Origin of the sequence: Aeromonas sp. 61P, assembly GCF_051919545.1 — a bacterium.
GTDB classification, from domain to species: domain Bacteria; phylum Pseudomonadota; class Gammaproteobacteria; order Enterobacterales; family Aeromonadaceae; genus Aeromonas; species Aeromonas veronii.
The window spans coordinates 3,949,244-3,974,875 of sequence record NZ_JBQBEL010000001.1; the positions used below are offsets into that span (position 1 = coordinate 3,949,244).

Annotated in this window: 21 protein-coding genes; 14 read left to right on the top strand and 7 right to left on the bottom strand. The window is 58.2% G+C overall.

Annotated features, from left to right (window positions below):
- Nucleotides 1–67 precede the first annotated feature (67 nt).
- Nucleotides 68–541 carry a DUF4442 domain-containing protein gene (locus ACTG2O_RS18480; RefSeq protein ID WP_005334300.1) on the bottom strand — a complete coding sequence of 158 codons (474 nt, stop codon included), beginning with the start codon at nucleotides 539–541 and terminating at the stop codon, nucleotides 68–70.
- 241 nt (nucleotides 542–782) lie between these two features.
- Between ACTG2O_RS18480 and fur the strand changes: the two genes are divergently transcribed.
- Nucleotides 783–1,211: a ferric iron uptake transcriptional regulator gene (gene fur, locus ACTG2O_RS18485; protein WP_005334301.1), complete on the top strand. Its 429-nt coding sequence runs from the start codon at nucleotides 783–785 to the stop codon at nucleotides 1,209–1,211.
- A gap of 116 nt (nucleotides 1,212–1,327) precedes the next feature.
- Here fur and glnS read toward each other — a convergent pair whose 3' ends face one another.
- From glnS to nagE, 3 genes are all read right to left on the bottom strand, one after another.
- On the bottom strand, nucleotides 1,328–2,989 hold the full coding sequence (glnS, locus tag ACTG2O_RS18490) for a glutamine--tRNA ligase (protein WP_439976454.1): 1,662 nt from the start codon (nucleotides 2,987–2,989) through the stop codon (nucleotides 1,328–1,330).
- A gap of 355 nt (nucleotides 2,990–3,344) precedes the next feature.
- Nucleotides 3,345–6,008, bottom strand: coding sequence for a beta-N-acetylhexosaminidase (locus ACTG2O_RS18495; RefSeq protein ID WP_005334304.1), 2,664 nt, complete (start codon nucleotides 6,006–6,008; stop codon nucleotides 3,345–3,347).
- A gap of 121 nt (nucleotides 6,009–6,129) precedes the next feature.
- The gene (gene nagE / locus ACTG2O_RS18500; protein WP_088869457.1) at nucleotides 6,130–7,608 is read right to left on the bottom strand and encodes an N-acetylglucosamine-specific PTS transporter subunit IIBC; all 1,479 of its coding nucleotides are present in this window, start codon (nucleotides 7,606–7,608) and stop codon (nucleotides 6,130–6,132) included.
- Nucleotides 7,609–7,881: 273 nt separating this feature from the next.
- On the opposite strand from nagE, the gene nagB reads away from it, so the two are divergent.
- From nagB to nagC, 3 genes are read left to right on the top strand one after another with little or no spacing between them, the layout of a single operon-like run.
- Entirely contained in the window at nucleotides 7,882–8,682 is an 801-nt protein-coding gene (gene nagB, locus ACTG2O_RS18505; protein WP_005334308.1) for a glucosamine-6-phosphate deaminase, read from the top strand.
- Nucleotides 8,683–8,691: 9 nt separating this feature from the next.
- Nucleotides 8,692–9,837, top strand: coding sequence for an N-acetylglucosamine-6-phosphate deacetylase (nagA, locus tag ACTG2O_RS18510; protein WP_127006834.1), 1,146 nt, complete (start codon nucleotides 8,692–8,694; stop codon nucleotides 9,835–9,837).
- A 4-nt stretch (nucleotides 9,838–9,841) separates the two neighbouring features.
- On the top strand, nucleotides 9,842–11,056 hold the full coding sequence (gene nagC / locus ACTG2O_RS18515) for a DNA-binding transcriptional regulator NagC (RefSeq protein ID WP_120415258.1): 1,215 nt from the start codon (nucleotides 9,842–9,844) through the stop codon (nucleotides 11,054–11,056).
- A 71-nt stretch (nucleotides 11,057–11,127) separates the two neighbouring features.
- Here the strand turns inward: nagC and ACTG2O_RS18520 are convergent, their stop codons facing one another.
- On the bottom strand, nucleotides 11,128–12,744 hold the full coding sequence (locus ACTG2O_RS18520; protein ID WP_236284619.1) for a phosphoethanolamine transferase: 1,617 nt from the start codon (nucleotides 12,742–12,744) through the stop codon (nucleotides 11,128–11,130).
- A 230-nt stretch (nucleotides 12,745–12,974) separates the two neighbouring features.
- On the opposite strand from ACTG2O_RS18520, the gene ACTG2O_RS18525 reads away from it, so the two are divergent.
- The 9 genes from ACTG2O_RS18525 to ACTG2O_RS18565 all read left to right on the top strand — a co-directional run bounded on the left by ACTG2O_RS18525 (nucleotide 12,975) and on the right by ACTG2O_RS18565 (nucleotide 23,895).
- Nucleotides 12,975–14,210 (top strand): HD-GYP domain-containing protein, encoded by a 1,236-nt coding sequence (locus ACTG2O_RS18525; RefSeq protein ID WP_058058044.1) that lies wholly within the window; start codon nucleotides 12,975–12,977, stop codon nucleotides 14,208–14,210.
- 353 nt (nucleotides 14,211–14,563) lie between these two features.
- Entirely contained in the window at nucleotides 14,564–16,234 is a 1,671-nt protein-coding gene (locus ACTG2O_RS18530) for a sensor histidine kinase (RefSeq protein WP_019445443.1), read from the top strand.
- Nucleotides 16,231–16,935 (top strand): two-component system response regulator BtsR, encoded by a 705-nt coding sequence (btsR, locus tag ACTG2O_RS18535; protein WP_439976455.1) that lies wholly within the window; start codon nucleotides 16,231–16,233, stop codon nucleotides 16,933–16,935. The genes ACTG2O_RS18530 and btsR overlap by 4 nt, the downstream gene beginning before the upstream one ends.
- A gap of 140 nt (nucleotides 16,936–17,075) precedes the next feature.
- Complete coding sequence (locus ACTG2O_RS18540; protein WP_019445441.1) at nucleotides 17,076–18,497, top strand: carbon starvation CstA family protein; 1,422 nt, start codon at nucleotides 17,076–17,078, stop codon at nucleotides 18,495–18,497.
- Nucleotides 18,498–18,706: 209 nt separating this feature from the next.
- Complete coding sequence (locus tag ACTG2O_RS18545) at nucleotides 18,707–19,045, top strand: DUF3302 domain-containing protein (RefSeq protein WP_005344404.1); 339 nt, start codon at nucleotides 18,707–18,709, stop codon at nucleotides 19,043–19,045.
- Between the two features lie 3 nt (nucleotides 19,046–19,048).
- Complete coding sequence (locus ACTG2O_RS18550) at nucleotides 19,049–20,086, top strand: HlyD family secretion protein (protein WP_019445440.1); 1,038 nt, start codon at nucleotides 19,049–19,051, stop codon at nucleotides 20,084–20,086.
- Nucleotides 20,087–20,190: 104 nt separating this feature from the next.
- Nucleotides 20,191–21,951 carry a DEAD/DEAH box helicase gene (locus ACTG2O_RS18555; RefSeq protein ID WP_026034941.1) on the top strand — a complete coding sequence of 587 codons (1,761 nt, stop codon included), beginning with the start codon at nucleotides 20,191–20,193 and terminating at the stop codon, nucleotides 21,949–21,951.
- A 113-nt stretch (nucleotides 21,952–22,064) separates the two neighbouring features.
- Nucleotides 22,065–23,504 carry a D-alanyl-D-alanine carboxypeptidase/D-alanyl-D-alanine endopeptidase gene (gene dacB, locus ACTG2O_RS18560; RefSeq protein WP_005350510.1) on the top strand — a complete coding sequence of 480 codons (1,440 nt, stop codon included), beginning with the start codon at nucleotides 22,065–22,067 and terminating at the stop codon, nucleotides 23,502–23,504.
- A 94-nt stretch (nucleotides 23,505–23,598) separates the two neighbouring features.
- Nucleotides 23,599–23,895: a GrxA family glutaredoxin gene (locus ACTG2O_RS18565; protein ID WP_223849348.1), complete on the top strand. Its 297-nt coding sequence runs from the start codon at nucleotides 23,599–23,601 to the stop codon at nucleotides 23,893–23,895.
- Nucleotides 23,896–24,000: 105 nt separating this feature from the next.
- Here the strand turns inward: ACTG2O_RS18565 and ACTG2O_RS18570 are convergent, their stop codons facing one another.
- On the bottom strand, nucleotides 24,001–24,846 hold the full coding sequence (locus ACTG2O_RS18570) for an endonuclease/exonuclease/phosphatase family protein (protein ID WP_005350508.1): 846 nt from the start codon (nucleotides 24,844–24,846) through the stop codon (nucleotides 24,001–24,003).
- Nucleotides 24,847–24,953: 107 nt separating this feature from the next.
- On the opposite strand from ACTG2O_RS18570, the gene ACTG2O_RS18575 reads away from it, so the two are divergent.
- Nucleotides 24,954–25,178, top strand: coding sequence for a hypothetical protein (locus tag ACTG2O_RS18575; RefSeq protein ID WP_005337874.1), 225 nt, complete (start codon nucleotides 24,954–24,956; stop codon nucleotides 25,176–25,178).
- Here ACTG2O_RS18575 and yciA read toward each other — a convergent pair whose 3' ends face one another.
- Nucleotides 25,179–25,583 (bottom strand): acyl-CoA thioester hydrolase YciA, encoded by a 405-nt coding sequence (gene yciA, locus ACTG2O_RS18580; RefSeq protein WP_005337875.1) that lies wholly within the window; start codon nucleotides 25,581–25,583, stop codon nucleotides 25,179–25,181. It lies immediately after the preceding gene.
- Nucleotides 25,584–25,632 lie beyond the last annotated feature (49 nt).

The window sequence follows — 25,632 nt, forward strand, 5'->3', positions numbered from 1 at the left end:
CAACAAGGGCCCCGACGGGGCCCTTGTTGTATCTGCTTGTTGCGATGCCTGCCTTTATTCTTCCCTGTTATTCACCTCTGTGCTCCGGTTTGGCCCGCACATAGAGGGTGCGCTTGACCTGCGCCACCAGCTCGCCGCTCTTGTCCTGTACCGTCACCTCGAATTCGGGGAAGTGCTTGTTGCCACCTTCGGTCGCCGCCACGATTTCGGCCAGCTTGCCCTCGGTCAGGTTGAACTCGGCCACCAGCTTGCCCTTGCCCGGCTTGATGTAGTTGATGCTGCCCGCCTTGTCCCAGACGTAGTAGCGATTCTTGAAGTAGCCCATCAGCATCAGCGGATAGATGGGGTCCGTCATGGCAAACATGCTGCCGCCAAACTGGGTGCGGTTGGCGTTCTTGTTCCACCAGCGGGATTTCAGGGTAACCCGGCAGTAGCGAAAGTCATCGCTCAGGGTCTCTATCTTGATACCGGCGCCCCAGAAAGGGGGCCAGGCGTTGAGTGCGCGGCGCACCCAGGCCGCATTGTCAAAAAGCCAATCCATGGATCTCATCCGACCAGAATGTGAAAGTTACATCTTATCAACATCTGCCATGCCAGCAAGTCGGACGACACGATTGATTATTTCAATCCAACCGGCCATTTATGGCTAAACCCCTTGAATTGCTGGGTTTATTTTTAGGGAGGCTACGACCTATAATGACAGGCCAAGCGAGTTCAAGGTTGCCATTCCTGCGGCAGTCCATCAGAATAACCCCACCTTCGAGAATGCGAATAAGTAGAATATGGCAGACAACAACCAAGCGTTAAAAAAGGCCGGGCTCAAGATCACCTTGCCCCGGGTCAAAATCCTGGAAATCCTGCAACAGCCGGACTGCCAGCACACCAGCGCCGAAGATCTCTATAAACGACTGATCGACCTGGGTGAAGAGATTGGTCTCGCTACCGTCTATCGCGTTCTCAACCAGTTTGATGATGCCGGTATCGTTACCCGTCACCACTTCGAAGGTGGCAAGTCGGTATTCGAGCTGGCCACTCAGGAGCACCACGACCACCTGGTTTGCCTCGACTGCGGCAAGGTGATCGAGTTCTCCGACGAAGTGATCGAACAGCGTCAGCGCGAGATCGCCAAGAAATTCAATATCCGTCTCACCAACCACAGCCTCTACCTCTACGGTCACTGTGCTACCGGTGAGTGCAAGCACGACGAATAAGTCAGCCGCGACTTGCAGATAACGGACAATAAAAAAGCCAGCTGATGCTGGCTTTTTTATTGTCCGGCGCAGGCCGTTGGCATCGCACAGGGCAGGGTCTCCCCTGCCCCATCGGCTTAGCCTTCGACTTTGCCCCAGGAGTCACGCAGGGCAACGGTGCGGTTAAACACCAGATGCTCCGGGCTGGAGAGCTTGTTGTCGGCGCAGAAGTAACCTTCACGCTCGAACTGGTAAGCCTGCTCCGGCTTGGCGTTCTTGAGCGAAGCCTCGACACGGGCCCCCTCGATGATCACCAGGGATTCCGGATTCAGCGCAGCTTCGAAGTCATCCTCGGCGCCCGGGTTCGGTACCTTGAACAGACGATCGTAGAGACGCACTTCTGCTGGCAGGGAGTGAGTGGCGCTGACCCAGTGGATCACCCCTTTCACCTTGCGGCCATCGGCCGGATCCTTGCCCAAGGTCTCAGGATCGTAGGAACAGTAGATGCAAGTCACCTTGCCATCGGCATCTTTCTCTATGCGCTCAGCCTTGATCACATAGGCATTGCGCAGACGCACTTCCTTGCCCAGCACCAGACGCTTGAACTGCTTGTTCGCCTCTTCTTTGAAGTCCGCTTCGTCGATGAAGATCTCGCGGGTGAAGTTCAGCTCGCGGGTACCCATCTCGGCATTGCTCGGGTGGGCCGGGGCAGTCAGCACTTCGTCGGCAGCTAGGGTCTCGATAACCACTTTCACCGGATGCAGCACGGCCATGGCACGCGGCGCATGCTCGTTGAGGTCTTCGCGGATGCAGGCTTCCAGCATGCTCATCTCGACGATGTTGTCCTGCTTGGTGACGCCGATGCGCTTGCAGAACTCGCGGATGGAGGCCGGTGTGTAACCACGGCGACGCAGACCGGAGACGGTCAGCATGCGCGGGTCATCCCAACCATCAACGTGCTTCTCGGTCACCAGCAGGTTCAGCTTGCGCTTGGACATGACGGTGTATTCGAGGTTCAGACGAGAGAATTCGTACTGACGCGGATGGCAGTCGATGGTGATGTTGTCCAGCACCCAGTCGTACAGACGACGGTTGTCCTGGAACTCCAGCGTACAGATGGAGTGGGTGATCCCTTCCAGCGCGTCCGAGATGCAGTGGGTGAAGTCATACATCGGGTAGATGCACCACTTGTCACCGGTCTGGTGGTGGTGGGCAAACTTGATGCGGTAGATAACCGGATCACGCATCACCATGAAGGGGGATGCCATGTCGATCTTGGCGCGCAGGCAGGCGGTGCCTTCGGCGAACTCGCCATTCTTCATCTTGGCAAACAGCGCCAGGTTCTCTTCCACGCTGCGATCGCGGAACGGGCTGTTTTTGCCTGCTTCAGTCAGGGTGCCACGGTACTCGCGCATCTGCTCGGGCGTTAGTTCGTCCACATAGGCCAGACCCTTTTCAATCAGCTCGATGGCGTAGCCGTGCAGCTTGTCGAAATAGTCGGAGGAGTAGCAGATCTCGCCGTTCCACTGGAAGCCGAGCCACTGTACGTCCTGCTTGATGGACTCTACGTACTCGATATCTTCCTTCACCGGGTTGGTGTCATCGAAACGCAGGTTGCACTGGCCCTGATAGTCGCGGGCGATGCCGAAGTTCAGGCAGATGGATTTGGCGTGGCCGATATGGAGATAACCGTTCGGCTCGGGCGGAAAACGGGTATGCACGCTGCTGTGCTTACCGCTGGCCAGATCTTCATCAATGATCTGACGAATAAAGTTAGTTGGGCTGTTCGCCTGACTCATGGCTCACCTCAAAAAAGCGTCACTGGCGGAAGTTGTGCCGGCTGGCACCCTCATCCCCCCGCCGTCAAGCCGGGTATGATCCCTTATTACGGGCGCTGTCTCAACCTGAATTTGGCACTTCCGGGCCATTTCCCGGCCATTGCGCCGCTAAAAACGGCGTGGCTTGGCACATTGCACCCCAAATGCATAAAAAAGCCCCGCACGAGGCGGGGCTGAAAGTGATGAAAAACACAAAACAGACAATTACACACAACAAAGGCTCACACGCACAGTCAACCTTTCCCAAACCCGATGCGCCATCGCCCTTGGGAAAGGCGGGTCTTGCGACCCACCTCATGTTAACGGTTGACTGCTATCAGTTCAGTTCGGTGACGCGGCTGGTGCGCTTGCCATCGAAGCTGGTGGTACGCAGGTAGACCTTGCCATTCACGCTCGGCTTGGCCGCGGCGTCATAGGCACTCCAGTTGGTACCGTCCAGGCTGTACTGGATGGGCAGACCCGGCAGATCCACGTTCGCTTCCAGCACACCGTTCACTACCTTGGCACCCGGTACGGAGAGGCGGTATTCAACACCGGCCTGATCCAGTTTCGGCAGGACACGCTGACCCAGTACGTTGGCAAACTGGTTCCACTCTTTGTTGAGGGTGGCCTTGTTGACGAACTTGGTCTCGCCGGAGAACTCACGACCCTTCACATAGTTCAGCTCGAAGCCACCTTTGTGCCAGGCACGCTCGGCCACGGAGAAGATACGCGGGTAGACCATGTACTCGTACTGAGCATCGGTACGCACGGTTTCACTCCACTGCTGACCGGAGATCCCCTTGAACTTGACCGGATCCTGGTCACCCTTGGCCACGAAGGCGTTGCCGTCGCGGTCAACCGAAGTCTCGGCGTTCTGCGGCAGGTTTTCCGGGGCGAAGGCAAATACCTTGCGGGTGTCGTTGAAACGGGTTGCCCAGTAGTAGCCACGCTCGGCCGGGTGTACTTCGTTCGGGAAGTCGAAGTAGAGGTAATCCGGGTTGGACAGCACTACTTGGTAACCCTTGTGTGCCCACTTCATCGCTTCGTTGAAGCCACCCCAGTAGAGGGTTTCCCAGAAGTTGACACGGGTGTTGTCGGTGGCGAAGTCCTTGGCTCCGCTGGCGTACTTCAGGCCATCTTCCCACGCCTGCAGGGTAGAGAAGCCGCGGTCTTTGACCATCTGGCCCACTTCCTTGGCGAAGTAAACCGGCAGCTCGCCCACTTCCTTGATCTTGCCTTCGTCGATCATCTTCTGGCACATCGGAGACTTGCCAAACGGCTTGTCCTGCTTGCTGGAGTCGACGTTGCCTTTCCAGGCGACCAGCTCTTCTTTCTTGGTGACGGCCGGATCCTGATAGCCACCGCCCTGCATGATGTTCTTCGCCTCATCACCACCGTAGTGCCATGCGGTCAGCGGCTGACCGGCGGCTTGGTGCATCTGGGCAACTTCATCCATTACCTTGGCCACGAAGGTGGCAGCACCCGGCTGGCAAGGGTTGATGAAGGACATCTTGTCGTAGAACTGGACCGAGGTGACGTTGGAGGTGTCAGCCGGATCAGTCAGACGGAACTGGTTGGCTTCCGCTTCTTTGCCTTCCGCCATCAGACGCTTGTAGCGCGCTTCCATGGAGACCACGGCAGCACGGGCGTGGGCCGGCATGTTGATCTCGGGGATCACGGTCACACCGCGGGCCTTGGCATAACGCACCAGATCCACGTAGTCAGACTTGCTGTAGAAACCGGACCCCTGGTTGTCGCTGGTCGGGCCGGAACCCAGTTGCGGCATCAGGCACTTGGTTTCGGACTCGTCGTGGCAACGCTGGCTACCTACCTGGGTCAGCTCCGGCAGACCCGGGATCTCCAGACGCCAGCCTTCATCGTTGGTCAGGCCAAGGTGCAGCACGTTGAGCTTCATGGCAGACATCTGGTCAACCAGCTTCTTCATGGTATCCAGACTGCGGAAGTGACGGGCCACGTCGGTCTGCATGCCACGGTATTCAAAGCGCGGCGCATCCTCGACGGTCATCGGGCTCACCAGCTTGTCATCAACACCCAGCAGGGAGATCAGGGATTGTGCACCCCAGAATGCCCCGTCGATATCGCGACCCTGGATCACTGTGCCCTTCTGACCGATGGTCATGTCATAGCCTTCAGCCTGCTTGAGCTTGCTGCCGAGCTTGATGGTCACCGGGTAGCCGGTGTCGGAGAGGGTAACACCCAGCTTGGTCAGTTGAGCCTTCAGAGCCTCGGCGCGATCGCTCGGCAGATCCAGGGCATTGAGTTTGATGGTAGAGAAGTCAACCTGCGGGCCAGCTTTGACTACCTGCTTCATCGGGGTCGGCAGGATCTGGTTGTCAATCTTGCCAGCCGGCAGCAGGGTGCTGGTCTGGTTGGCCGCGAAACGGGTCTCGCTGTTCATCAGGATGTTCTTGTCATCCTTGGTACGCTTCCAGCCATCGGCCGGCATCGGCTTCTCGTAGGTGCTGGCATCATTGATGTTGCTCATGCTGGCCAGTACTTTCGGCTCGGCACCTTCGCTGGCGACATACCAGTTCGGCATGATGTCAGATTCGAACAGTACCCAGTATTCCACCACCAGCGGCACTTCGACCGTGGCATCCTTGGCAAAGCCCTGGAACTTCTCGGTTGGCGTCAAACGATAGAGATCGCCGGTCAGGTGAGTGATGGTGAACTGGTCGTTATCCACACGCTGGATACGACGGATGGAGGAGACGTAGATGCTCCAGTCTTTGGAGGTCACGTCCGCACCGGTATTGGTCAGGTGCAGCTTGGCAACGCCACAGCTCGCCCACTCGGAACCCAGCGCCTGGCAATCGAGGCCGGCACCGGCACCGTCGTTGGTGACCACTTCATACTTGACCACCAGGTTGTTGGCGAGGGAGTCGACCACGGCCTGCTTGGCGGCATCGGCTGCCTGGACCTGGCTGACAAAAACGGTAGACATGGCAATGGCTAACAGAGAATGTTTCAAGTTCATAACTGCTGCTCTCATTTGAAGTAAAGGTTGGATTTTCTTGGCTTTTTTATATGGGGCCCCTGAGCGGGGCCCTTAGTTATGTCAACAATGGACTTAGACTTGAGGTGAGCGAGTCGCTCGATTAACGCAGGGCTTTCATCTCACCGGCGATGATTTCGGCCAATGGGCCCAGAATCACCTGCAGGTTCTGCTCACCGAGTTTGACCACACCGGCCGCACCCAGGGCTTTCAGCTTGCGCTCATCGACGATGCTGCGGTCTTTCAGAGTCAGACGCAGACGGGTGATGCAGGCATCGATGGAGACCAGGTTCTCTTGACCACCCAGCACTTCCAAGTATTGCTTGGCCAGCTCGGTACGGTTGGTAGATTGAGCGGCAGCCGGAGCAGTCTCTTCGTCATCTTCACGACCCGGGGTTTTCAGGTTCAGCTTGGCAATCACTACGCGGAACACGGTGTAGTAGAGGCCGAAGAAGACCAGACCCTGAGGGATCAGCATGTACCAGTTGGTCGCCAGCGGGTTACGGCTGGAGAGCACCATATCCACCAGACCGGCACTGAAACCGAAACCGGCCATCCACTGCATGGAGGCAGCGATGAACACGGAGATACCGGTCAGTACGGCGTGGATGACATACAGTACCGGCGCCACGAACATGAAGGAGAACTCGAGCGGCTCGGTTACACCGGTGAAGAAGGAGGCAAAGGCAGCTGCGATCATGATGGAGGCAACTTTCTCTTTGTTCTCTTTCTTGGCGGAGTGGTAGATGGCCAGAGCGGCCCCCGGCAAACCGAACATCATGATGGGGAAGAAGCCAGCCTGGTACATACCGACCACGCCTTTCACCTGCTCCAGGCTCTTGCCAGCGGCCAGAGCGGCATCGATGGTAGCCTGACCACCCAGGAAGTTCGGGATGTCGTTGATACCGGCCACGTTGAACCAGAACACGGAGTTCAGGGCGTGGTGCAGACCGATCGGGATCAGCAGACGGTTGAAGAAGGCGTAGATACCGGCACCGGTAGAGCCAAGGCTCACGATGGACTCACCGAAGGAGACCAGACCACCGTAGATTGCCGGCCATACGGCCATCAGGATGAAAGATACGACGATCATCACTACGGAGGTTACGATCGGTACCAAACGACGACCGGAGAAGAAGGAGAGTGCCTTGTGCAGCTCGACGCTGCTGAAGCGGTTGTACAGCTCAGCGGCGATAACACCACACAGGATACCCACGAACTGGTTGCTGATCTTGGCAAACGCGGCAGGAACCTGCTCCACCGGGATGCTCTTGATCTGGGCCACAGCGCCCGGGCTCAGCAGGGTGGTAACGACCAGGAAGCCGACCAGACCTGCCAGAGCAGCAGAACCGTCTTTATCCTTGGACATACCGTAAGCGACACCGACAGCGAACAGTACGGACATGTTATCGATAATGGCTGCGCCCGCTTTAATCAGGAAGGCAGCCAGCGCACTGTCACCACCCCAACCATTCGGGTCAATCCAGTAGCCAACCCCCATCAGGATCGCTGCGGCAGGCAATACCGCTACCGGCACCATCAGGGCACGGCCGATCTTTTGCAAATAACCGAGAATGTTCACGGTTCCTCTCCTTAGTTAATGTTTTTCTAGAAATTAAGTGCTTATCACGTTTGACGCATAAGCCATCAAGGCTTGATTGGCAGTCTAGGGCTTTTATTTCGCTGCGCAAATTAATAAACCGATAATCGTGATCGTTATCACCCAAACAAGATAAAGGTGGTGGATAGATGTGGCTTAGTTCGCAATCTTTATTTACGCTATAAAACAACTTGAATCCGTCTTAGCCAATTGCCACCGCCAAACCGGTCGCAACCCGACACAGAGGTATCCCATATGCGCCTGATCCCGTTGAAATCTGCCAGCCAAGTAGGCCTGTGGTCTGCTCGTTACATCGTTGACCGCATCAACGCGTTCAAGCCGACCAGCGATCGCCCTTTCGTACTGGGCCTGCCCACCGGTGGCACCCCGCTCAACACCTACAAGCGCCTGATCGAGTTGCATAAAGCCGGTGAAGTGAGCTTCCAGAACGTGGTCACCTTCAACATGGACGAGTACGTCGGCCTGCCGGAAGATCACCCGGAGAGCTACCACAGCTTCATGCACAACAACTTCTTCAGTCACATCGACATTCGTCCCGAAAACATCAACATCCTCAACGGCAATGCCGAGGATCTGGTGGCCGAGTGCAAGCGCTACGAAGACAAGATCAAGTCCTACGGCAAGATCCACCTGTTCATGGGTGGCGTGGGTAATGACGGCCACATCGCATTCAACGAGCCGGCCTCTTCCCTCTCCTCCCGCACCCGGGTCAAGACCCTGACCGAAGATACCCGTATTGCCAACTCCCGCTTCTTCGGTGGCGACATGGAGCAGGTGCCCAAGCTGGCGCTGACCGTGGGTGTCGGCACCCTGATGGATGCGGAAGAGATCATGATCCTGGTCACCGGTCACGGCAAGGCACTGGCCCTGCAGGCCGCCGTGGAAGGCAGCGTCAACCACATGTGGACCATCTCCACCCTGCAACTGCATCCGAAGGGAATGATGGTGTGCGACGAGCCCTCCACCATGGAGCTCAAGGTCAAGACCGTTCGCTACTTCCAGCAGCTGGAAGCCGCCAACATCGGCCGTCTGTAAGGAGTCGTCATGTACGCATTGACCAACTGTACCCTCTACACCGGCAGCTGCGTGCTGACCGGCTACGGGGTGCTTATCGAGGGCGACAAGATTGTCGCTATCTCTCACCTGGCCGAACTGCCTGCGGGCATCGAGCAGATTGACCTCAAAGGCGCCAACCTGACCGCCGGTTTTATCGATGTGCAGCTCAACGGCTGTGGCGGGGTGATGTTCAACACCGAGATCACGGTCGAGACCCTGGCAACCATGCAGGCGGCCAACCTCAAATCCGGTACCACCAGCTTCCTGCCGACCCTGATCACCAGTCCGGATGCCGACATGAAGCAGGCCGTTGCGGTGACCCGTGACTACATGGCTGCCAACCCCAACGAGGTGCTGGGCGTCCATCTGGAAGGGCCTTACACCAACCTCAAGCGCAAGGGGATCCACCCTGCCGCGCAAATTCGCCAGCCAGCGGACGAAATGATCGACTTCTTCTGTGCCAACGCGGATGCCATCACCAAAATCACCCTGGCTCCAGAGCGCAACGAGCCGGCCCATATCCGCCGTCTGGTGGAAGCGGGCATTCTGGTCTCGGCCGGTCACACTGCCGCCAGTTACGATCAGGCGATGGCCGGGTTCGATAACGGTATTCGCTTTGCGACCCACCTCTACAACGCCATGACTCCGACCCTCAACGGTCGCGAGCCGGGCGTCGTGGGCGCCATCTACGATCGCAAAGATGTCTATGCGGGCATCATCGTCGATGGCCACCATGTGCACTGGGCCAACGTGCGTCTGGCTCACAAGGCGCTGGGGGAGCGACTGGTGCTGGTCACCGATGCCACCGCGGCAGCCGGTGCACCGGAAGGCTTTGAGAAATTTGATTTTTGTGGCACCACCGTCTTTTTACGCGATGGTCAGTGTGTCGACGAGAATGGTACACTCGGCGGTTCCTCCCTCACCATGATTGAGGGGGTGGAAAATCTGGTCAAGCAGGTCGGATTACCGCTCGATGAAGCACTGAGAATGGCCAGCCTCTACCCCGCTCGCGCCATTGGATGGGACTCACGTCTCGGTAGTATCCAGGTCGGTAAAGTAGCCAACCTCACTGTCTTCGATCAGGACTTCACGGTCCGTGGGACCGTGGTTAACGGACACTACACACAACAGTGACATCATGACTGGCGGACAAATAGCAAACGTAGATCTTATCAAGCAGGTCAACAGTGCAGCCGTGTATCGGCTCATCGACCTGCAAGGCCCCATCTCCCGGGTCAAGATTGCCGAGTTGAGTCAGCTGGCCCCGGCCAGCGTGACCAAAATAACCCGGCAACTGATCGAGCATGGCCTGATCAAGGAGACCTCTCCGCAAGCCTCAACCGGCGGGCGGCGTGCCATCTCCCTGACCACCATCAAACATCGCTTTCAGTTTGTCTCTGCCAAGCTGGGTCGCGGCTACCTGCAACTGAGTCTCTATGACCTCGATGGTAAGGAGCTCGACCAGCACGTCATTCAGGTGACCGAGATCGACCAGCAACCCGTGGTCGACATGCTGCTGCGAGAGATTGGCGCCTTTATCGATGCCAACCGCGAACGTTGTCGCAACCTCATCAGCATCGCGCTGACCATGCCGGGTCTGGTCAACCCGGAATCCGGCATGGTCATCTACACCCCCAAGTACCAGATCCGCAATCTGGGACTGGCGAAGCTGCTTGAGAACCACTTCAACCTCCCCTGCTACGTGGGCAACGACACCCGCTCGCTGGCGCTGGCCGAACACTTCTTCGGCGAGTCCCGCGACTGCATGGACTCCATTCTGGTGAGTGTTCACCAGGGGACGGGCTCCGGGATCATCACCAAGGGTCAGGTGTTCCTCGGTCAGAACCGCAACGTCGGCGAGATCGGCCATATTCAGGTCGAGCCGCTCGGCAAGCGCTGCCACTGTGGCAACTTCGGCTGCCTCGAGACCATTGCCTCCAACGAAGCAATCATCGACAAGGTGAAGGAGCTCATCAGCCGCGGTCACCAGAGCTCGCTGCAGGAGAAGCACATCACCATTCAGGAGGTGTGCAAGGCGGCGTTGGCGGGCGATGAACTGGCTCGCAGCGTGATCGAGAACGTGGGTGAGCATCTGGGACGGGCAGTGGCCATCACGGTCAACCTGTTCAACCCGCAGAAGGTGCTGATCGCCGGTGAAATCACCGCCGCCGAAGAAATCCTCTTCCCGGCCATCCGTCGCTGCGTCGAGCATCAATCCCTGCCGAGCTTCCACCGTGGCCTGCCCATCGTGAAAGCCCGCTTCCAGAACCAGCCGACCTATGGCGGCTTTGCACTGGTCAAGCGCGCCCTGCTGGAGGGGGATCTGCTGCAGATCATCATGGAGCAGAAGTAAGACACTGATCTTGCGAGATAACAAAACGGCAGCCAGTGGCTGCCGTTTTCTATTGTGTGCTTGCTGGCGGTTTAGCCCGCCCGACATGGCTTGAACAGATCCAGCTTGTTGTCGTAAACACGGGTCTGCACATCCATGATCCCCAGCATGGAGTGGAACAAATTATCGTGGGAGAAACGCTGACTGCTCGCCTCCGCCGCCAGGCAACCCATATCCAGCTGGCGATCGGCCTGTAACTGAGGTGAGAACCAGGTCAGCAGCGGCACCCGGGTCTGATCATCCGGCGCAAACTTGTAGGGCGTGCCGTGCAGATAGAGCCCCATGGCCCCGAGGGATTCACCGTGATCGGAGAGATAGACCAGCCCCACATCGTACTGGCTCTCCAGCGACTTGAGCTTGTCTATCAGCAGTCCCACCACCTTGTCGGTGTAGCGGATGGTGTTGTCATAGGTATTGACCAGCTCCTCGTTGCTGCAGTTTTCGATGTCGCTGCGCGGGCAGTCCGGCATAAAGGCGCGCTCGCTGGCAGGGTAACGACGGAAATAGGTCGGGCCATGGCTGCCCATCAGGTGAAAAGCCACCAGCTTGTTGCCCTTCATGCCGGCAATCTGCTGATCCAGCCCCTCCAGCAGCACCTCGTCATAGCAGGACTCCCCCTGACAGAGCGCAGGATAGGATTTGGGGAGGATCTCGATGGTCGGCACATTGCGGCACACCCCTTTGCAGCCGCCATCGTTCTCTTTCCACAATACCGAGACTCCGGCATGTTGCAGCACATCGAGCAGGCCGTCACGGGAGCTGGCAAGCTGGTCATCGTAGCCACGGCGCGTGAGGTTGGAGAACATGCAGGGCACCGAAACCGCAGTAGCAGTCCCGCAGGAGCGCACATCTTTGAACGACACCACTCCCTGCTCTTTGGCCGTAAAGCTGTTGGTCGCCTTGCCATACCCGTTAAGGGAGTAGTTCTGGCTGCGCGCCGTCTCCCCCACCACCAGGAACATCAAAGTCGGCTTGCTTCCCCGTGCCACCACCCTGGCATCGGTCCCCAACTGCTGGTAGGGGATCGGCGTGGCAAACAGCACATCCCGCCCATATTTGTAGAGGCCGTGCACATAGTTGGCAGGCACAATCTCTTTGGCCAGCGACTTGTTGTTGCGACCGACCGAGGCGTAATCCTGATAGTAAAGTGCCGCGACGCCCCCGATAAACAGCAGAGAGATAGCCAATACACCTGCCCGCAACGCCAACCCCTGATACCAGCGAGCCGGATAGCGGATCCGCAGTGACCAGAGCACCAGAACAGGCAGCAGTCCGGTCAGCAGAAACCAGAGCGCAACCGAGCCATTCAAATAGGCCCCCGCCTCACCACTGTTGGTCTCCACTATGTTCTGGATCATGCCGGCATCGAAGATGACGCCGTATTTGAGCATGGCGTAACTGACGATGGAGCCAGTCAGAATGAGCACAGTAAAAAAGGGCTTGAGCACAAACCGGAACGTGAAGGGAATAAACACGGCATTGAGCGCCGCGATCAGCACCAGCGGGATCGAGATGGCAAATCCGGCTTTGACATGGGTTAGGGCGCTGAGCACCGTATAGAAATGCAAAAAGATTGGCCAGTTCAGTACCAGGGCAAAAAAGAGCACCAGCAACAGATTGGTTTGCAGTACACCGAGAGTTACACGCATAAACAACTCCTACATACCGGCCTGCAGTGCAGCGGGCCGGCCAAGCCAACAAAAACGACGGGGCCAGCGTAGGAAGTAAAACTTAAGCGCGAATTAAGAGGAGAAGCACGGCGCTCGTGCGCACCATCACAGCACGGGGTGCTCCGCAGCCCCGAAATGGATTTTTAGTTGTCTATCCATCGGATTTTGCTAGCTTGTTGAGTAGGCATTCACGAAATGCAGGTTAACCGATGGCACTGATCCAAGCCTCGATAGAGCAATTGAGAGTAGGCCACTATATCCATCTCCCCACGGGATGGACTAACCACCCGTTTATGTTCAATACCTTCAAGATCAAGGATCAGCAGCAACTCGACATTCTCCGCCATCTTGATCTCACCCTGCTGATGGTCGACCCCGACAAGAGCGATCTGCCCATCGAGCCGCTGCTGCGCGGCGATATCCCGGATGCCGGGCCTGATCTTGATGAGTTGGAAGAGCTGATTGCCTCGGGCCCGCCCCCCTTTGACGAAAAGGCCTTTCGCCGCTCCATGCGCGCCGCCGACAAAGCCTTTGGCCAATCCATGAGCGAGCTGCGTGATGCTCTCGGGGCGCTGAACCTCAAACCGGATGAAGGGCTGGCCAATACCGCCCAGATCGTCCGCAATGCCGCTTTCACCCTCAGTCAGCACGAAGGGCCTCTCGGGCTCCACCTTATTCGCAGCCCCCATACAGATATCCTGTTGCAGCACAGCCTCAACGTCGCCTTTATCGCCATGCTGATGGCCCGCGAACTCGGCATGAACCCCATCGAGATTGAGGAGACGGGACTTGCGGGACTTATCCACGACATCGGCGAACTGAAAATCCCGAGCCAGATCACCCAAAAACGCGGGGATCTCAGCAAGGCCGAGCAGAACTTCCTCAATATGCATCCCCAGTACGGGCTGGAGATGCTGACCCAGCTCAACGCCTTTGAACCGAAAATCCGTCAGGTCGCCCATCTGCACCACGAGCGGCTCGACGGCAGCGGTTATCCGCTCGGGATCAAGGGCGGGGAGATCCCGCCGCTGGCGCGATTGATCGGGCTGGTCGACTTCTACGACGAGCTGCTCCATCCCCGCAACAGCGGCAACCCGGCCGCGCCGAGTCAGGCCATCAGCCAGCTCTACAAGTTATCCCAGAAGAAGTTCGACCAGAATCTGGTCAAGTTGCTGATCAAAGTACTGGGAGTCTATCCGCCGGGATCACTGGTGAAACTCTCCGACGAGAGCATTGCGTTGGTGCTCTCTACCGAACCCACCATGCCCCTCAAGCCGAAGATCCTGCCCTATATCAAGGCCCAGCGGCCGGAAGCGGTCGCCATGATCGATCTGCGGGAAGACGAGCGTATTATTACCGGAGTATTGAAACAGGAAGAACTGGATGAGGGACAACGGCAGTTCTTCAACCTGACCCGCCGCTTCTGCTACTACTTTGCATTCTGAGTTATCCCCAGAAGCTGGGGATAACTCATTGGACAAACCGGAATAATTGCTCAAACCCCCATCAGAAGGTTGTCAACTGACCATGTATAAAAAACGCCCAGCCAAGGGGCCGGGCGGAGCATGCCACCTCCGTGTGGCGTATCCAGCGGATACATTCATGCTCCATCCATCAATATCAACCCGCTGCCGCTTACACAAATATCAATTTAACATGCTGATTTGATATGGTTTTATCCACTTGTTCTGGCAAACTGGCGGCCCGTTGCGCCCCGTTGGGCCAACAGAACAAGATCCTGATCACACTTATTCACGGGCTGGCTATTTTTTCAGCTGGCTTATGAGGAGCGTTTTTTATGCAGTTGGTCCTCTCCTTGCTGCAACAGATGAGCGTCAGCCTGGTGATCGCCTATCTCTTCTCGAAAAGCCCGCTGCTGCGCCCGCTTGCCAACTATTCCGTGAGACTACCTCACAAGATACTGATATACATCATCTTTTCCAGCTTTTGTATCCTCGGCACCTATGTAGGCCTCGATATCGACGATGCCATCGCCAACACCCGGGCGGTCGGCGCTGTCTTGGGGGGATTATTGGGGGGGCCGCTGGTGGGCTTTCTGGTAGGGCTGACCGGCGGCCTGCACCGCTATACGCTGGGGGGATTTACCGATCTCGCCTGCGCCATCTCCACCACCTGCGAGGGGTTGCTCGGGGGCATAGTGCACTGGCGCCTGATGCGCTCGGGGCGAACGGATGCCCTGTTTGAACCACGCATCGCCTTCTTTACCACCCTCTATGCCGAGATCATGCAGATGGTGATCATCCTGCTGGTGGCGACCCCGTTCGACAAATCCCTGCTGCTGGTACGCACCATCGCCACCCCGATGATTCTGGCCAACTCCTGCGGCGCGGCGCTATTTATCAGCATGATCCGCGACCAGCAGCGGATGTATGAGAAGTTCTCCCGGGTCTTCTCCGCCAAGGCGCTCAATATCGCCAACCGCACAGTGGGGATCATGAGTCAGGGCTTTACCCCGGAGGCGAGCAACAAGATTGCCCGCATCATTCAGGAGGAGACCGGCGTGGGGGCGGTCGCCATCACGGACACCGAGCAGATCCTCGCCTTTATCGGCACCGGCGAAGATCACCACCTACCGGGTACCCCCATCGCGTCAGCCATCACCATGCAGGCCATCGCCCAGAACAAGGTGCTGTTTGCCGATGGCAACAGCCAGCCCTATCGCTGCAGCCTCTCCTCCGCATGCCAGCTGGGCTCGGTGCTGGTGATCCCGCTGCAGGGGGACAAAGGAGTGATCGGCACCATCAAGCTCTACGAGCCGAAGAAGCGGCTGTTTCTCAAGATCAACCACACCCTGGGGGAAGGGATTGCCAACCTGCTGTCACAGCAGTTGCTGGCCGGCCGGCTGGAGCAACATCAGCGGCTGCTGGTGCAGTCCGAGTTGAAACTTATCCAGGCCCAGATCAACCCCCACTTTCTGTTCAACACCCTCAACACCATCAGTGCCATCACCCGGCGCGATCCGGACAAGGCGCGAGACCTTCTGCTGCATCTTTCGCTGTTCTTTCGCAAGAACCTCAAACGCCAGAGCGGCCTTGCGACCCTGCAGGAGGAGCAGGAGCACTGCCAATCCTATCTGGAGATCGAGCTTGCCCGCTTTGGCGATCGGCTGACGGTGATAAACGAGATCCCGCCCCATCTGGCCACACTGCGACTACCCAGCTTCACTCTGCAACCGCTGATCGAGAATGCCATCAAGCACGGCATCTCGACTCTGCTGGAGCAGGGGCGTATTCGCCTCTGGACCGATGAGCAACCCGCCAGCGTCACCATCCATGTGGAAGATAATGCAGGCACCTGGCAAGCGCACCCCGCTGGCGACGGTCTGGGCATGACCATTGTCGATCGGCGACTGAAAAGCGCCTTTGGCGAGCGCTATGGCGTGACTATTGCCTGCGAGCCTGAACAGTGGACCCGGGTGTCGTTCACCATTCCCAAGGAGCAACCATGATCCGCACCCTGATAGTCGATGACGAACACTATGCCCGCGAAGAGCTGAGGCAGCAGCTGGCCTGCGATCCTGCCATCGAGATCGTGGGGGAAGCGGCCAACGCCATCGAGGCGCTGCCGCTTATTCAGCGCCTCAAGCCTGATGTGGTGTTCCTCGATATCCAGATGCCCAAGCTGAGCGGCATGGAGCTGGTCGCCATGCTCGACCCCCTGCCCCGCATCGTCTTTGTCACCGCCTTTGACGAATATGCCATTCAGGCCTTTGAAGAGAACGCCTTCGACTACCTGCTCAAGCCGGTGGAGCCCGCCCGGCTCGCCAAGACCCTCGCTCGCCTCAAGCAGGATATCTCCCCGCAGCCCATAGATCGGCTGGCCCCCACCATCGAACATATTCCGGGCTATCTGCACAATCGGGTCAGGCTGCTGTCCATCGCGCAGGTGGAGTATGCCTTCTCCGATCTCGGCGGCGTCCATGTGGCCTGTCAGGGCGAGCTGTTCCACACCCAGCTCACCCTCAAATCGCTGGAAGAAAAGAGCCCGCTGCTGCGCTGCCACCGCCAGTATCTGGTCTCCCCCAACGCCATCTTCGAGATCCGGCTGCTGGATAACCAGCTGGCAGAGATAGTCACCCCGAGCGGCGCCCGGGTGCCGGTCAGTCGTCGCTATCTCAAGGAGCTCAAAGATCAGCTGGGGCTGGACTGAGCCGCGGAGTGTGCGCCTGATCACAGCCGCCGACCGCTCGACGCGCCAAAGCGCCGCTCGGGGAGTTTCACCTGCCAGTCAGGCGCAACCGTTTTAGACTCGCTCTGCACACTAAAAAATAACAATGCAGGAGCGTAGCAATGATCTGGTTTTTCCTCTGTGTCGGCTTACTTGTGGCCGGCTACTTCATATACGGCAAATTCATCGAACGGATATTCAGCCCGAAACCCGAGCTGAAAACCCCCGCCATCACCATGGCTGACGGGGTGGACTATGTCCCCATGTCGGACAAGAAAGTCTATCTGGTTCAACTGCTCAACATCGCAGGTGTCGGCCCCATCTTCGGCCCCATCCTGGGTGCCCTCTACGGCCCGGTCGCCATGCTCTGGATCGTCTTTGGCTGCATCTTCGCCGGTGCGGTTCACGACTACTTCTCCGGCATGCTGTCGGTACGCGCCAAGGGGGCCTCGGTGCCAACCGTGGTCGGTGAACATCTGGGCACCGCTGCCAAGCACTTCATGAACCTGTTTGCCGTGGTGCTGCTGATGCTGGTGGGCGTGGTATTCGTGCTGAGCCCGGCCGGCTTGCTCGCCAACCTAACCTCCACCGATCTGGTCTACTGGATTGTGGCGATTTTTGCTTACTACATCCTCGCGACCATAGTCCCCATCGACAAGATCATCGGCCGCTTCTACCCCATCTTCGGCGCCCTGCTGGTCTTCATGTCGGTCGGCCTCATCGTTGGCCTGATCGCCTCCGGCAAAGGCTTCTACAACACCGGGATGGACTTCTCCAACCTGCACCCGACCGAGCTGCCACTGTGGCCGCTGCTCTTCATCACCATCGCCTGTGGCGCGGTATCAGGCTTCCACGCCACCCAGTCACCACTGATGGCGCGCTGCATGCAGAACGAAAAATCTGGCCGTTTCATCTTCTACGGTGCAATGATCGGTGAAGGGATCATCGCCCTTATCTGGTGCACCCTGGGTCTCTCCTTCTACGACAGCACCGAAGCACTCAACGCTACCATGGCCAACGGCGGCCCGGCAGCCGTGGTACACGAAGTCTCCACCAGCCTGCTCGGCACAGTCGGCGGCATTCTGGCCATCCTCGGCGTGGTGATCCTGCCCATCACCTCCGGTGACACCGCGTTTCGCAGTGCTCGCCTGATCGTGGCGGACTTCCTGAAGATGACCCAGAAGCCGCTGGCCAAGCGTCTGCTGATCGCCATCCCCATGTTTATCCTTGGCTTCATCATCTCCAAGGCTGAATTCGGGGTGATCTGGCGCTACTTCGGCTGGGCCAACCAGACCACCGCCGTCATCATGCTGTGGGCTGCGGCTGCCTACCTCATCAAAGAGGGCAAGCTGCACTGGATCTGCACCATTCCCGCCATGTTCATGACTGCTGTGGTGATCACCTATCTGGCCAACGCCCCCATCGGGTTCGGGCTGGAGATGGGGACCTCCACCATCATCGGCCTGACTGCCACAGCGGCCATTACCGTGGCCTTCCTGATGAAGTTCCGCCAACCACTGGTTAGCAATCCCAGTGAAGGGTGATGTCTGACTTGAGGTGGTAAAAAAGGGGCCAAAAGGCCCCTTTTTAATTGATAAAAAAACCAATAAAACAACGTTATTCCCTTAAGCTCCTATACAGCACAAGCCCTTAAGATTCCGTTCGGCCTGACGATAAATATGTGATTTTAAATTGCTTTCCCGAATATATGAATCAATGATAAAGCTGTGCTTAAAGCCAATGGAGGTTATACATGTTCCTTGATTACTTTGCCCTTGGCCTGCTCGTCTTTGTCGCGCTGGTCATCTTCTACGGAATCATCGTGATCCACGATATTCCTTACGAAATCGCCAAACATCGCAATCATCCCCATCAGGATGCCATCCATGTTGCCGGCTGGGTCAGCCTGTTTACGCTGCATGTGTTGTGGCCTTTCCTCTGGATCTGGGCAACCATCTATCGCCCCGATCGCGGCTGGGGCTTTAACCAGCGCCTGCAAAAAGATGAAGATGATATCGCGGCCCTCAGAGAAGAGCTGGCTGAACTGAAGGGCCGTCTCAACCATATCGAACAGCAAGAGCAACAGGGATAAATCATGGACCTGCTACTGATCCTGACCTATACGGCACTCTGTGTAGCCATTTTCAAAATCTTCCGCATCCCGCTCAACAAGTGGACTGTTCCGACTGCCGCGCTGGGTGGTGTGGTGCTCATCGGCACCCTCATCATGCTGATGAACTACAACCACCCCTACTCCGAGATGGCGCGCAACTACTACCTCTCCACCCCTATCGTACCGCTGGTCAAGGGCCGGGTAGTCGAGGTGCCGGTACAAGCCAACCAGCCGGTGAAGAAGGGCGATGTGCTGTTTCGCCTCGATGACGAGCCTTTCAGACTGAAAGTGGAGAGCCTGAGCGCCCGACTTGATGCCAACAAGGATCAACTCAAGTCCATTGACGCCAGACTACGCTCCGCCAAACTGGACAGAGATCGCGCCAGTGACCTGATGCGCCGCGGCGTCGGCAAGCAGCGTGACCTCGACGTGACTCAGGCGAGCGTAGACGAGATCGCCGCCCAGATGGATCAGCAACGCGCCACGCTGGAAGATCTGCAGGCCCAGCTCGATGAAGCCAAATACCAGCTGGCCCAGACCGTGGTCTATGCCCCAAGCGATGGCCATGTGGTGCAGCTTGCCCTGCGTCCCGGCATGATCGCCACCCCCTTCATGTACCGTCCGGTGATGACCTTCATCCACAAAGATGAGACTGCCTATGTTGGCTGGTTCTGGCAGAACAGCATGCAGCGTCTGGCGGTGGGTGATGAGGCCGAAGTGGTGATCGACGGTATTCCCGGCAAGATCTTCAAGGGCAAGGTGACCGCCGTGATCCCGGCCATTGCCGCCGGTAACGTGCAGGCCAACGCCATGCTGCTGGATCAGACCAGCGCTATCCGCCCGGGCCGCATGCCGGTGCTCATCTCCATCACCGACCCCGAGTGGGCCAAGTATCAGGTGATTGCCGGTGCCAGCGGGCAAGCCGCTGTCTATACCGAGTATTTCCACCATGTTTCTGTAATGCGCAAAGTGCTGCTGCGCATGGCAAGCTGGATGAACTACCTCTTCCCCTTCCACTAAGCACGCAATGTATTCAACGGGCCGGCATCATGCCGGCCCGCTGTTTTTATGGCGGCAAGACCCCTATAATGGCGCCATCCTGCCAAGCCCCGCACCAAACCTGCATGTTCGTTCTCAGACCCTACCAGACCGACGCCGTCAACGCCGTTATCAGCCACTTTCGCAAGTACCCGGATCCCGCTGTGGTTGTGCTGCCCACCGGGGCTGGCAAGAGTCTGGTGATCGCCGAGCTGGCCCGCAAGGCGCGTGGTCGGGTACTGGTGCTGGCCCACGTCAAGGAGCTAGTGGAGCAGAACCACGCCAAGTACGAAGCGTGGGGGCTCAAGGCCGACATCTTCGCCGCAGGGCTGGATCGCAAGGAGGCGAGCGCCCAGGTGGTGTTTGGCTCGGTGCAGTCGGTAGCGCGCAATCTGGTTGCCTTCGACGGGGCGTTTTCGCTGCTTATCATCGACGAGTGCCATCGGGTCTCGCTCGATGACGACAGCCAGTACCATCAGGTGATCGACCATCTCAAGGCTGCCAATCCGGCCCTCAAGATCCTCGGCCTCACCGCCACCCCCTATCGGCTGGGGCTGGGCTGGATCTACCGGCGCCACTATCACGGCATGGTCAAGAGCCACGGCGAACGGCTGTTTGGCGACTGCGTGTTCGAGCTGCCGCTGCGCTTCATGGTGAAAAACGGTTATCTGACGCCGCCGCGCATGGTGGATGCCCCCATCGTCCACTACGACTTCAGCAAGCTGGTGCCGCGGGAGAACGGCCTCTTCAGCGAGGCAGATCTCAACGGCGAGCTCAAACGCCAGCAGCGGGTCACACCCCATATCCTGAGTCAGGTGCTGGAGTATGCCGCCGACCGGCAGGGGGTGATGATCTTCGCCGCCACCGTCGAGCATGCACGGGAAATTCACGGCCTGCTTGGCGCCAGAGGTCAGCAGGCGGCCCTTATCACCGGCGAGACGCCGGGGCCGGAGCGCGATGCCCTCATCAGCGCCTTCAAGGCGCGCGAGCTCAAGTTTCTGGTCAACGTGGCGGTGCTCACCACCGGCTTCGATGCCCCCCATGTCGATCTTATCGTGATGCTGCGCCCCACCGAGTCGGTCTCCCTCTATCAGCAGATCGTGGGGCGGGGCCTGCGCCTCTCGCCGGGCAAGGAGGATTGTCTGGTGCTCGACTATGCGGGCAACAACTTCAACCTGTTCGCCCCCGAAGTGGGGGAGCCTCGCCCCCATGCCGGTACCGAGCCGGTACAGGTGCCCTGCCCCGCCTGCGGTTTTGCCAACACCTTCTGGGGCAAGACCGACGAGGATGGCAAGGTGATCGAGCACTACGGACGCCGCTGTCAGGGGTTGTTTGAAGATGACGAGGGCAACCGCGAAGAGTGTGACTACCGCTTTCGCGCCAAGATCTGCCCCGGCTGCGGTGCGGAGAACGACATCGCCGCCCGCAGCTGCCAGAGCTGCGATCAGCTGCTGGTGGACCCTGACGACAAGCTCAAAGAGGCGCTCAATCTCAAGGATTGCATGGTGATCCGCTGTGCGGGGCTAACCCTCACAGCAGGGCGCGGCAAACAAGGGGAGCGGCTGGAGGTGACCTACCACGATGAGGATGGGCTGACCCTCAGTGAATACTTCGGATTTCACTCCCCGGGCGCACGGCGCTTGTTTCAACAGCACTTTGTGCGTCATCATTGGCCCGCCCCGGGGCTGGAGCCCGAATTTGCCACCCTGGCGAGCGTGCTGGCCGCGCAAAGCCAGTTCCGTCATCCGGATTTTGTTATCGCCCGCAAATCGGGTCGCTTCTGGCAGATAAAAGAGAAAATTTTTGATTATGAGGGTCGCTATCGTACCGCCAACTCGATGACATGATGGCGACCGGCATACATGGCATGAATTGCATTACCCCCGTCGATCCCGCATCGGCGGGTTGAATTATCAGGGTCGGCACCACTGCCGGCCCCTTCGTCACGTTAGAGGATGTTATGCAGCGGCTGTTGATTGGTTTTTGTGCTCTCTTTTCTTCTCTGGCGGCTCACGCCGCCCCGCTGACGCCCCCTCAGGGTGGCCAGTACGCCATCATGGTGCAGGGCAATAACGGCGTCGAGTTCGCCCGCCACGCGGATCAGATGATCGCCCCCGCCTCCACCATGAAGGTGCTCACTGCGCTGGCAGCCCGCCTCGAGCTGGGTGCCGATTTCCGCTTCGCCACTGACATTCAGGCCCAACCCGGTGCCAAACAGGGTGACACCATCAACGGCGATATCTGGATCAACTTCGTCGGCGACCCCACCCTCTCCCGCATGGATCTGCTGGCCCTGTTCAAGCAACTCGGCGTCACCAGCATCAAGGGCAATGTCTACGTCAACACCGGCGCCTACAACGGCTACGAGCGCGGCAACGGCTGGTCGTGGGGGGATCAGACCCTCTGCTTCGCCGCGCCCGTCTCCTCGGTCATCATCGACAAGAACTGCGCCTACGGCACCATCACTGCCACCCAGATTGGCAAACCGGCGGTCGGCAACGTGGCCACCGGCGTCCCCATCGGCATCGGTGCCGACAACGTGGAGGTGATGAGCTATGGCGACATGGCGCGCCAGTTCTGCGCACTGGAAGTGGACATGGCCAAGGGCAACTTCTACGAGCTCAAGGGTTGCATTACTCCGAACAAGGAGCCGCAGGGACTGCGTTTCGCCATTCACGACGTGGAAGCCTGGGGCTGGGACAACATCCGCTGGGCGATGAACCGGGCCGGTATCAAGCATGATGGTCTGCTGCGGGTCACCCACAAGGCCCCTGAAGGGGCTGAGACCCTCGGCACCCACTACTCGGTCTCCCTGCCGGTGATGCTGGCCAAGATGCTGAAGAAATCGGACAACCTCTATGCCGACACCTTCCTCAAAACCGTGGGCCGTCACTACTACAACAAGCCGGGCAGCTATCGCAGCGGCACCATGGCGGTGCGCGCCATCCTGACCAAGAACGGCATCGATCTGGGCAACGCCACCCTAGCAGATGGCTCCGGTCTCTCCGCTCACAATCTCATCAGCGCCCGTCAGATGATGTCGGTGCTGAACTTCATCCAGAAAAATGATGCCGAACTTGGCCTGATCAAACTGCTGCCAAGCTCTCAGGTGGATGGCACCCTGGCGTGGCGCCGCAGCGTCACCGCCCCCATGATGAAGAACAAGGTCCACGCCAAGACAGGTACCATCACCGGCACCTCCAATCTGGTGGGCTTTATCGACACGGCAGGCGGCCAGCGCAAGGCATTCGTGATGTTCCAGCGTGGCCTGTCCCAAGATCCGGCCACCCATGAGCGCTACCGTGCCAGCAAGGCGCCGTGGCCCTGGACTGTATTCGAAAAGGGGGTGCTGGAGAGCATCTATCAGCAGCAGCCGATCCAGATCGCCGACGAGAGCTGAGCCAATAGGCCCACTCGAATCAGGGTATCGATAATTTCGGCTTCAAGTCGCCACGAGGCAGGGCTATGCTGTTGCCTGCCTCATATCAACGGCCATACATAAACGGCTTAAAAAACGGAGAGAAAATATGTTTGCAGTGATTTTTGGTCGCCCGGGTTGCCCCTACTGTGTCCGTGCCGTACAGATCGCCGAGCAGCTGACCGAACAGCGCGATGACTTCAAATTCCGCTACGTGGATATCCATGCCGAAGGGATCACCAAAGAAGATCTGGCCAAGAGCGCCGGCAAGCCGGTCAATACCGTGCCGCAGATCTTCCTGGATGAGCAGCACATCGGTGGCTGCACCGATTTCGAAGCCTACGCCAAAGCGAATCTGGGTCTCTACCAGTAATTCTTGCGGGTCATCCCGAGTGGGTTGACTGCCAGAGCGTATAAAAAAATCCGGCGCCATCAGGCGCCGGATTTTTTATGGGCAACACGCACACATCATTCCCGATCAGGGGGTCACAGACTGGGCGGCAAAGCGCGCAATGATGGGGTTGTGATCCGAACTGTCGGTGGCCGGTGAACTCACCTCAACCAGGTCCAGATTGCGGTAGTAGAGGTGATCCAGCGGGCGACCGAAGGCGGTGCGACGCAAGTCAGGCACCGGCACGGCCTCTTGCAGGCCCAGCTCGTCCACCAGTTTGCTTAACCAGAACTGGCGCTTGTCGCTCCAGGTGTTGAAATCACCGGCCAGGATCACCGGCCCCTGATGGCGGCGCACCAGCGCAGTCAAATCGTTAAGCTGCTCGCGGAAGGTCGCCATCCCCAGCTCGAAATTGACTGCATGGATATTGATGACCATGACGCCGTCAGGATCGCCCTGCAGCGGATAGAGGCTAACCAGCCCGGATTTGGGGATGCGCAGCAAAGGCTCGGGGGAGCGCACGCCACAGACGAACGCCTGTGGGGTCTTGGCCACCGTCATTACCCCGAACGACACGCCGCCCTGGGTGAAGGCTTGCAGCTGTTGCCACTGGAAATCACCGGCGCGCAGCCAGTCAAGCATATCGGGACGGGTGGCCGACTCTTGCAGCAGCACCAGATCCTGCCCCTTGGCATAACTGTCCATCCCTTCACGCCAGTTCTTGCGCTGGCCCTTGTAGAGATTCCACACCGTCACCCCGAATTCACGGGGCAGCGCCGTGGTCGCCAACGCTACCAGCGGCGGACGCTGGCAGTCGAGTCCCGGCACAATCCCTTGAGCTGTGACCAGATGGTTCTGATCCGGCACCTCAAAACAGCCTACCAACCCCAGGGTCAGCAGGGAGGTGCCAAGAATGCGATAACTATTTTTCATTGGCTAACAACCGCCCGCCTTTGCTTTTTGTTGCGACCATCACAAACGTCATCCACGCCGACTAAGCTGATAGTCCCTGTTCCACCCAACCAGAAGGACCTTGTCTCATGGCGAAAGAACTTCGGTATAACGTGACGTTTTATGATCAACAAGGAAATTGTCATCAAGTGGAGCTGGCCACCGTCTATCAGATAAGACGGGACCCTCAATGCGATCTCTGCCTGTTTGACACCCTGCAATATGTGGGCTCGGAAGAGATGCTGGAACGCATGATACGGCAAAAAACCGGGCTTGAGCAGGAAATATCCATCATCAATGCCCGGCTGATTTAATCAGGCACTCACCGGAACCGGGCGGGATTTGCCCTGTTCGTCGATGGCGACATAGGTGAAGATCCCCTCGGTCACACAGTAACGCTGGGCATCGTTCTCCCGCAGTACCGGCTTGACCCACACCTCCAGCTTGAGCTTCATGGAGCTGCGGCCGATCTTCATGCAGCGGCCATAGCAGCAGACCACATCGCCCACCTTGACTGGACTGTGGAAGGTCATGCCTTCGACGGATACGGTACAAATACGTCCTTTTGCCAGCTCCTTGGCCATAATGCCCCCACCTATATCCATCTGGGACATGATCCAGCCACCAAAGATGTCGCCATTGGGGTTGGTATCGGCTGGCATTGCCAGGGTTCTCAGCAACAACTCCCCATCGGGGTGACGTTTTGTATCTACCATCATTACCGCCTCTCTCTCATGGATGGCGGCATGATAGGGGGCGATCACCCCC

Coding starts and splice junctions, on each gene's coding strand:
- ACTG2O_RS18480 (WP_005334300.1), bottom strand. CDS start 541: ATGGATTGGCTTTTTGACAATGCGGCCTGGGTGCGCCGCGCACTCAAC.
- fur (WP_005334301.1), top strand. CDS start 783: ATGGCAGACAACAACCAAGCGTTAAAAAAGGCCGGGCTCAAGATCACC.
- glnS (WP_439976454.1), bottom strand. CDS start 2,989: ATGAGTCAGGCGAACAGCCCAACTAACTTTATTCGTCAGATCATTGAT.
- ACTG2O_RS18495 (WP_005334304.1), bottom strand. CDS start 6,008: ATGAACTTGAAACATTCTCTGTTAGCCATTGCCATGTCTACCGTTTTT.
- nagB (WP_005334308.1), top strand. CDS start 7,882: ATGCGCCTGATCCCGTTGAAATCTGCCAGCCAAGTAGGCCTGTGGTCT.
- nagA (WP_127006834.1), top strand. CDS start 8,692: ATGTACGCATTGACCAACTGTACCCTCTACACCGGCAGCTGCGTGCTG.
- nagC (WP_120415258.1), top strand. CDS start 9,842: ATGACTGGCGGACAAATAGCAAACGTAGATCTTATCAAGCAGGTCAAC.
- ACTG2O_RS18520 (WP_236284619.1), bottom strand. CDS start 12,744: ATGCGTGTAACTCTCGGTGTACTGCAAACCAATCTGTTGCTGGTGCTC.
- ACTG2O_RS18525 (WP_058058044.1), top strand. CDS start 12,975: ATGGCACTGATCCAAGCCTCGATAGAGCAATTGAGAGTAGGCCACTAT.
- ACTG2O_RS18530 (WP_019445443.1), top strand. CDS start 14,564: ATGCAGTTGGTCCTCTCCTTGCTGCAACAGATGAGCGTCAGCCTGGTG.
- btsR (WP_439976455.1), top strand. CDS start 16,231: ATGATCCGCACCCTGATAGTCGATGACGAACACTATGCCCGCGAAGAG.
- ACTG2O_RS18540 (WP_019445441.1), top strand. CDS start 17,076: ATGATCTGGTTTTTCCTCTGTGTCGGCTTACTTGTGGCCGGCTACTTC.
- ACTG2O_RS18545 (WP_005344404.1), top strand. CDS start 18,707: ATGTTCCTTGATTACTTTGCCCTTGGCCTGCTCGTCTTTGTCGCGCTG.
- ACTG2O_RS18550 (WP_019445440.1), top strand. CDS start 19,049: ATGGACCTGCTACTGATCCTGACCTATACGGCACTCTGTGTAGCCATT.
- ACTG2O_RS18555 (WP_026034941.1), top strand. CDS start 20,191: ATGTTCGTTCTCAGACCCTACCAGACCGACGCCGTCAACGCCGTTATC.
- dacB (WP_005350510.1), top strand. CDS start 22,065: ATGCAGCGGCTGTTGATTGGTTTTTGTGCTCTCTTTTCTTCTCTGGCG.
- ACTG2O_RS18570 (WP_005350508.1), bottom strand. CDS start 24,846: ATGAAAAATAGTTATCGCATTCTTGGCACCTCCCTGCTGACCCTGGGG.
- ACTG2O_RS18575 (WP_005337874.1), top strand. CDS start 24,954: ATGGCGAAAGAACTTCGGTATAACGTGACGTTTTATGATCAACAAGGA.
- yciA (WP_005337875.1), bottom strand. CDS start 25,583: ATGATGGTAGATACAAAACGTCACCCCGATGGGGAGTTGTTGCTGAGA.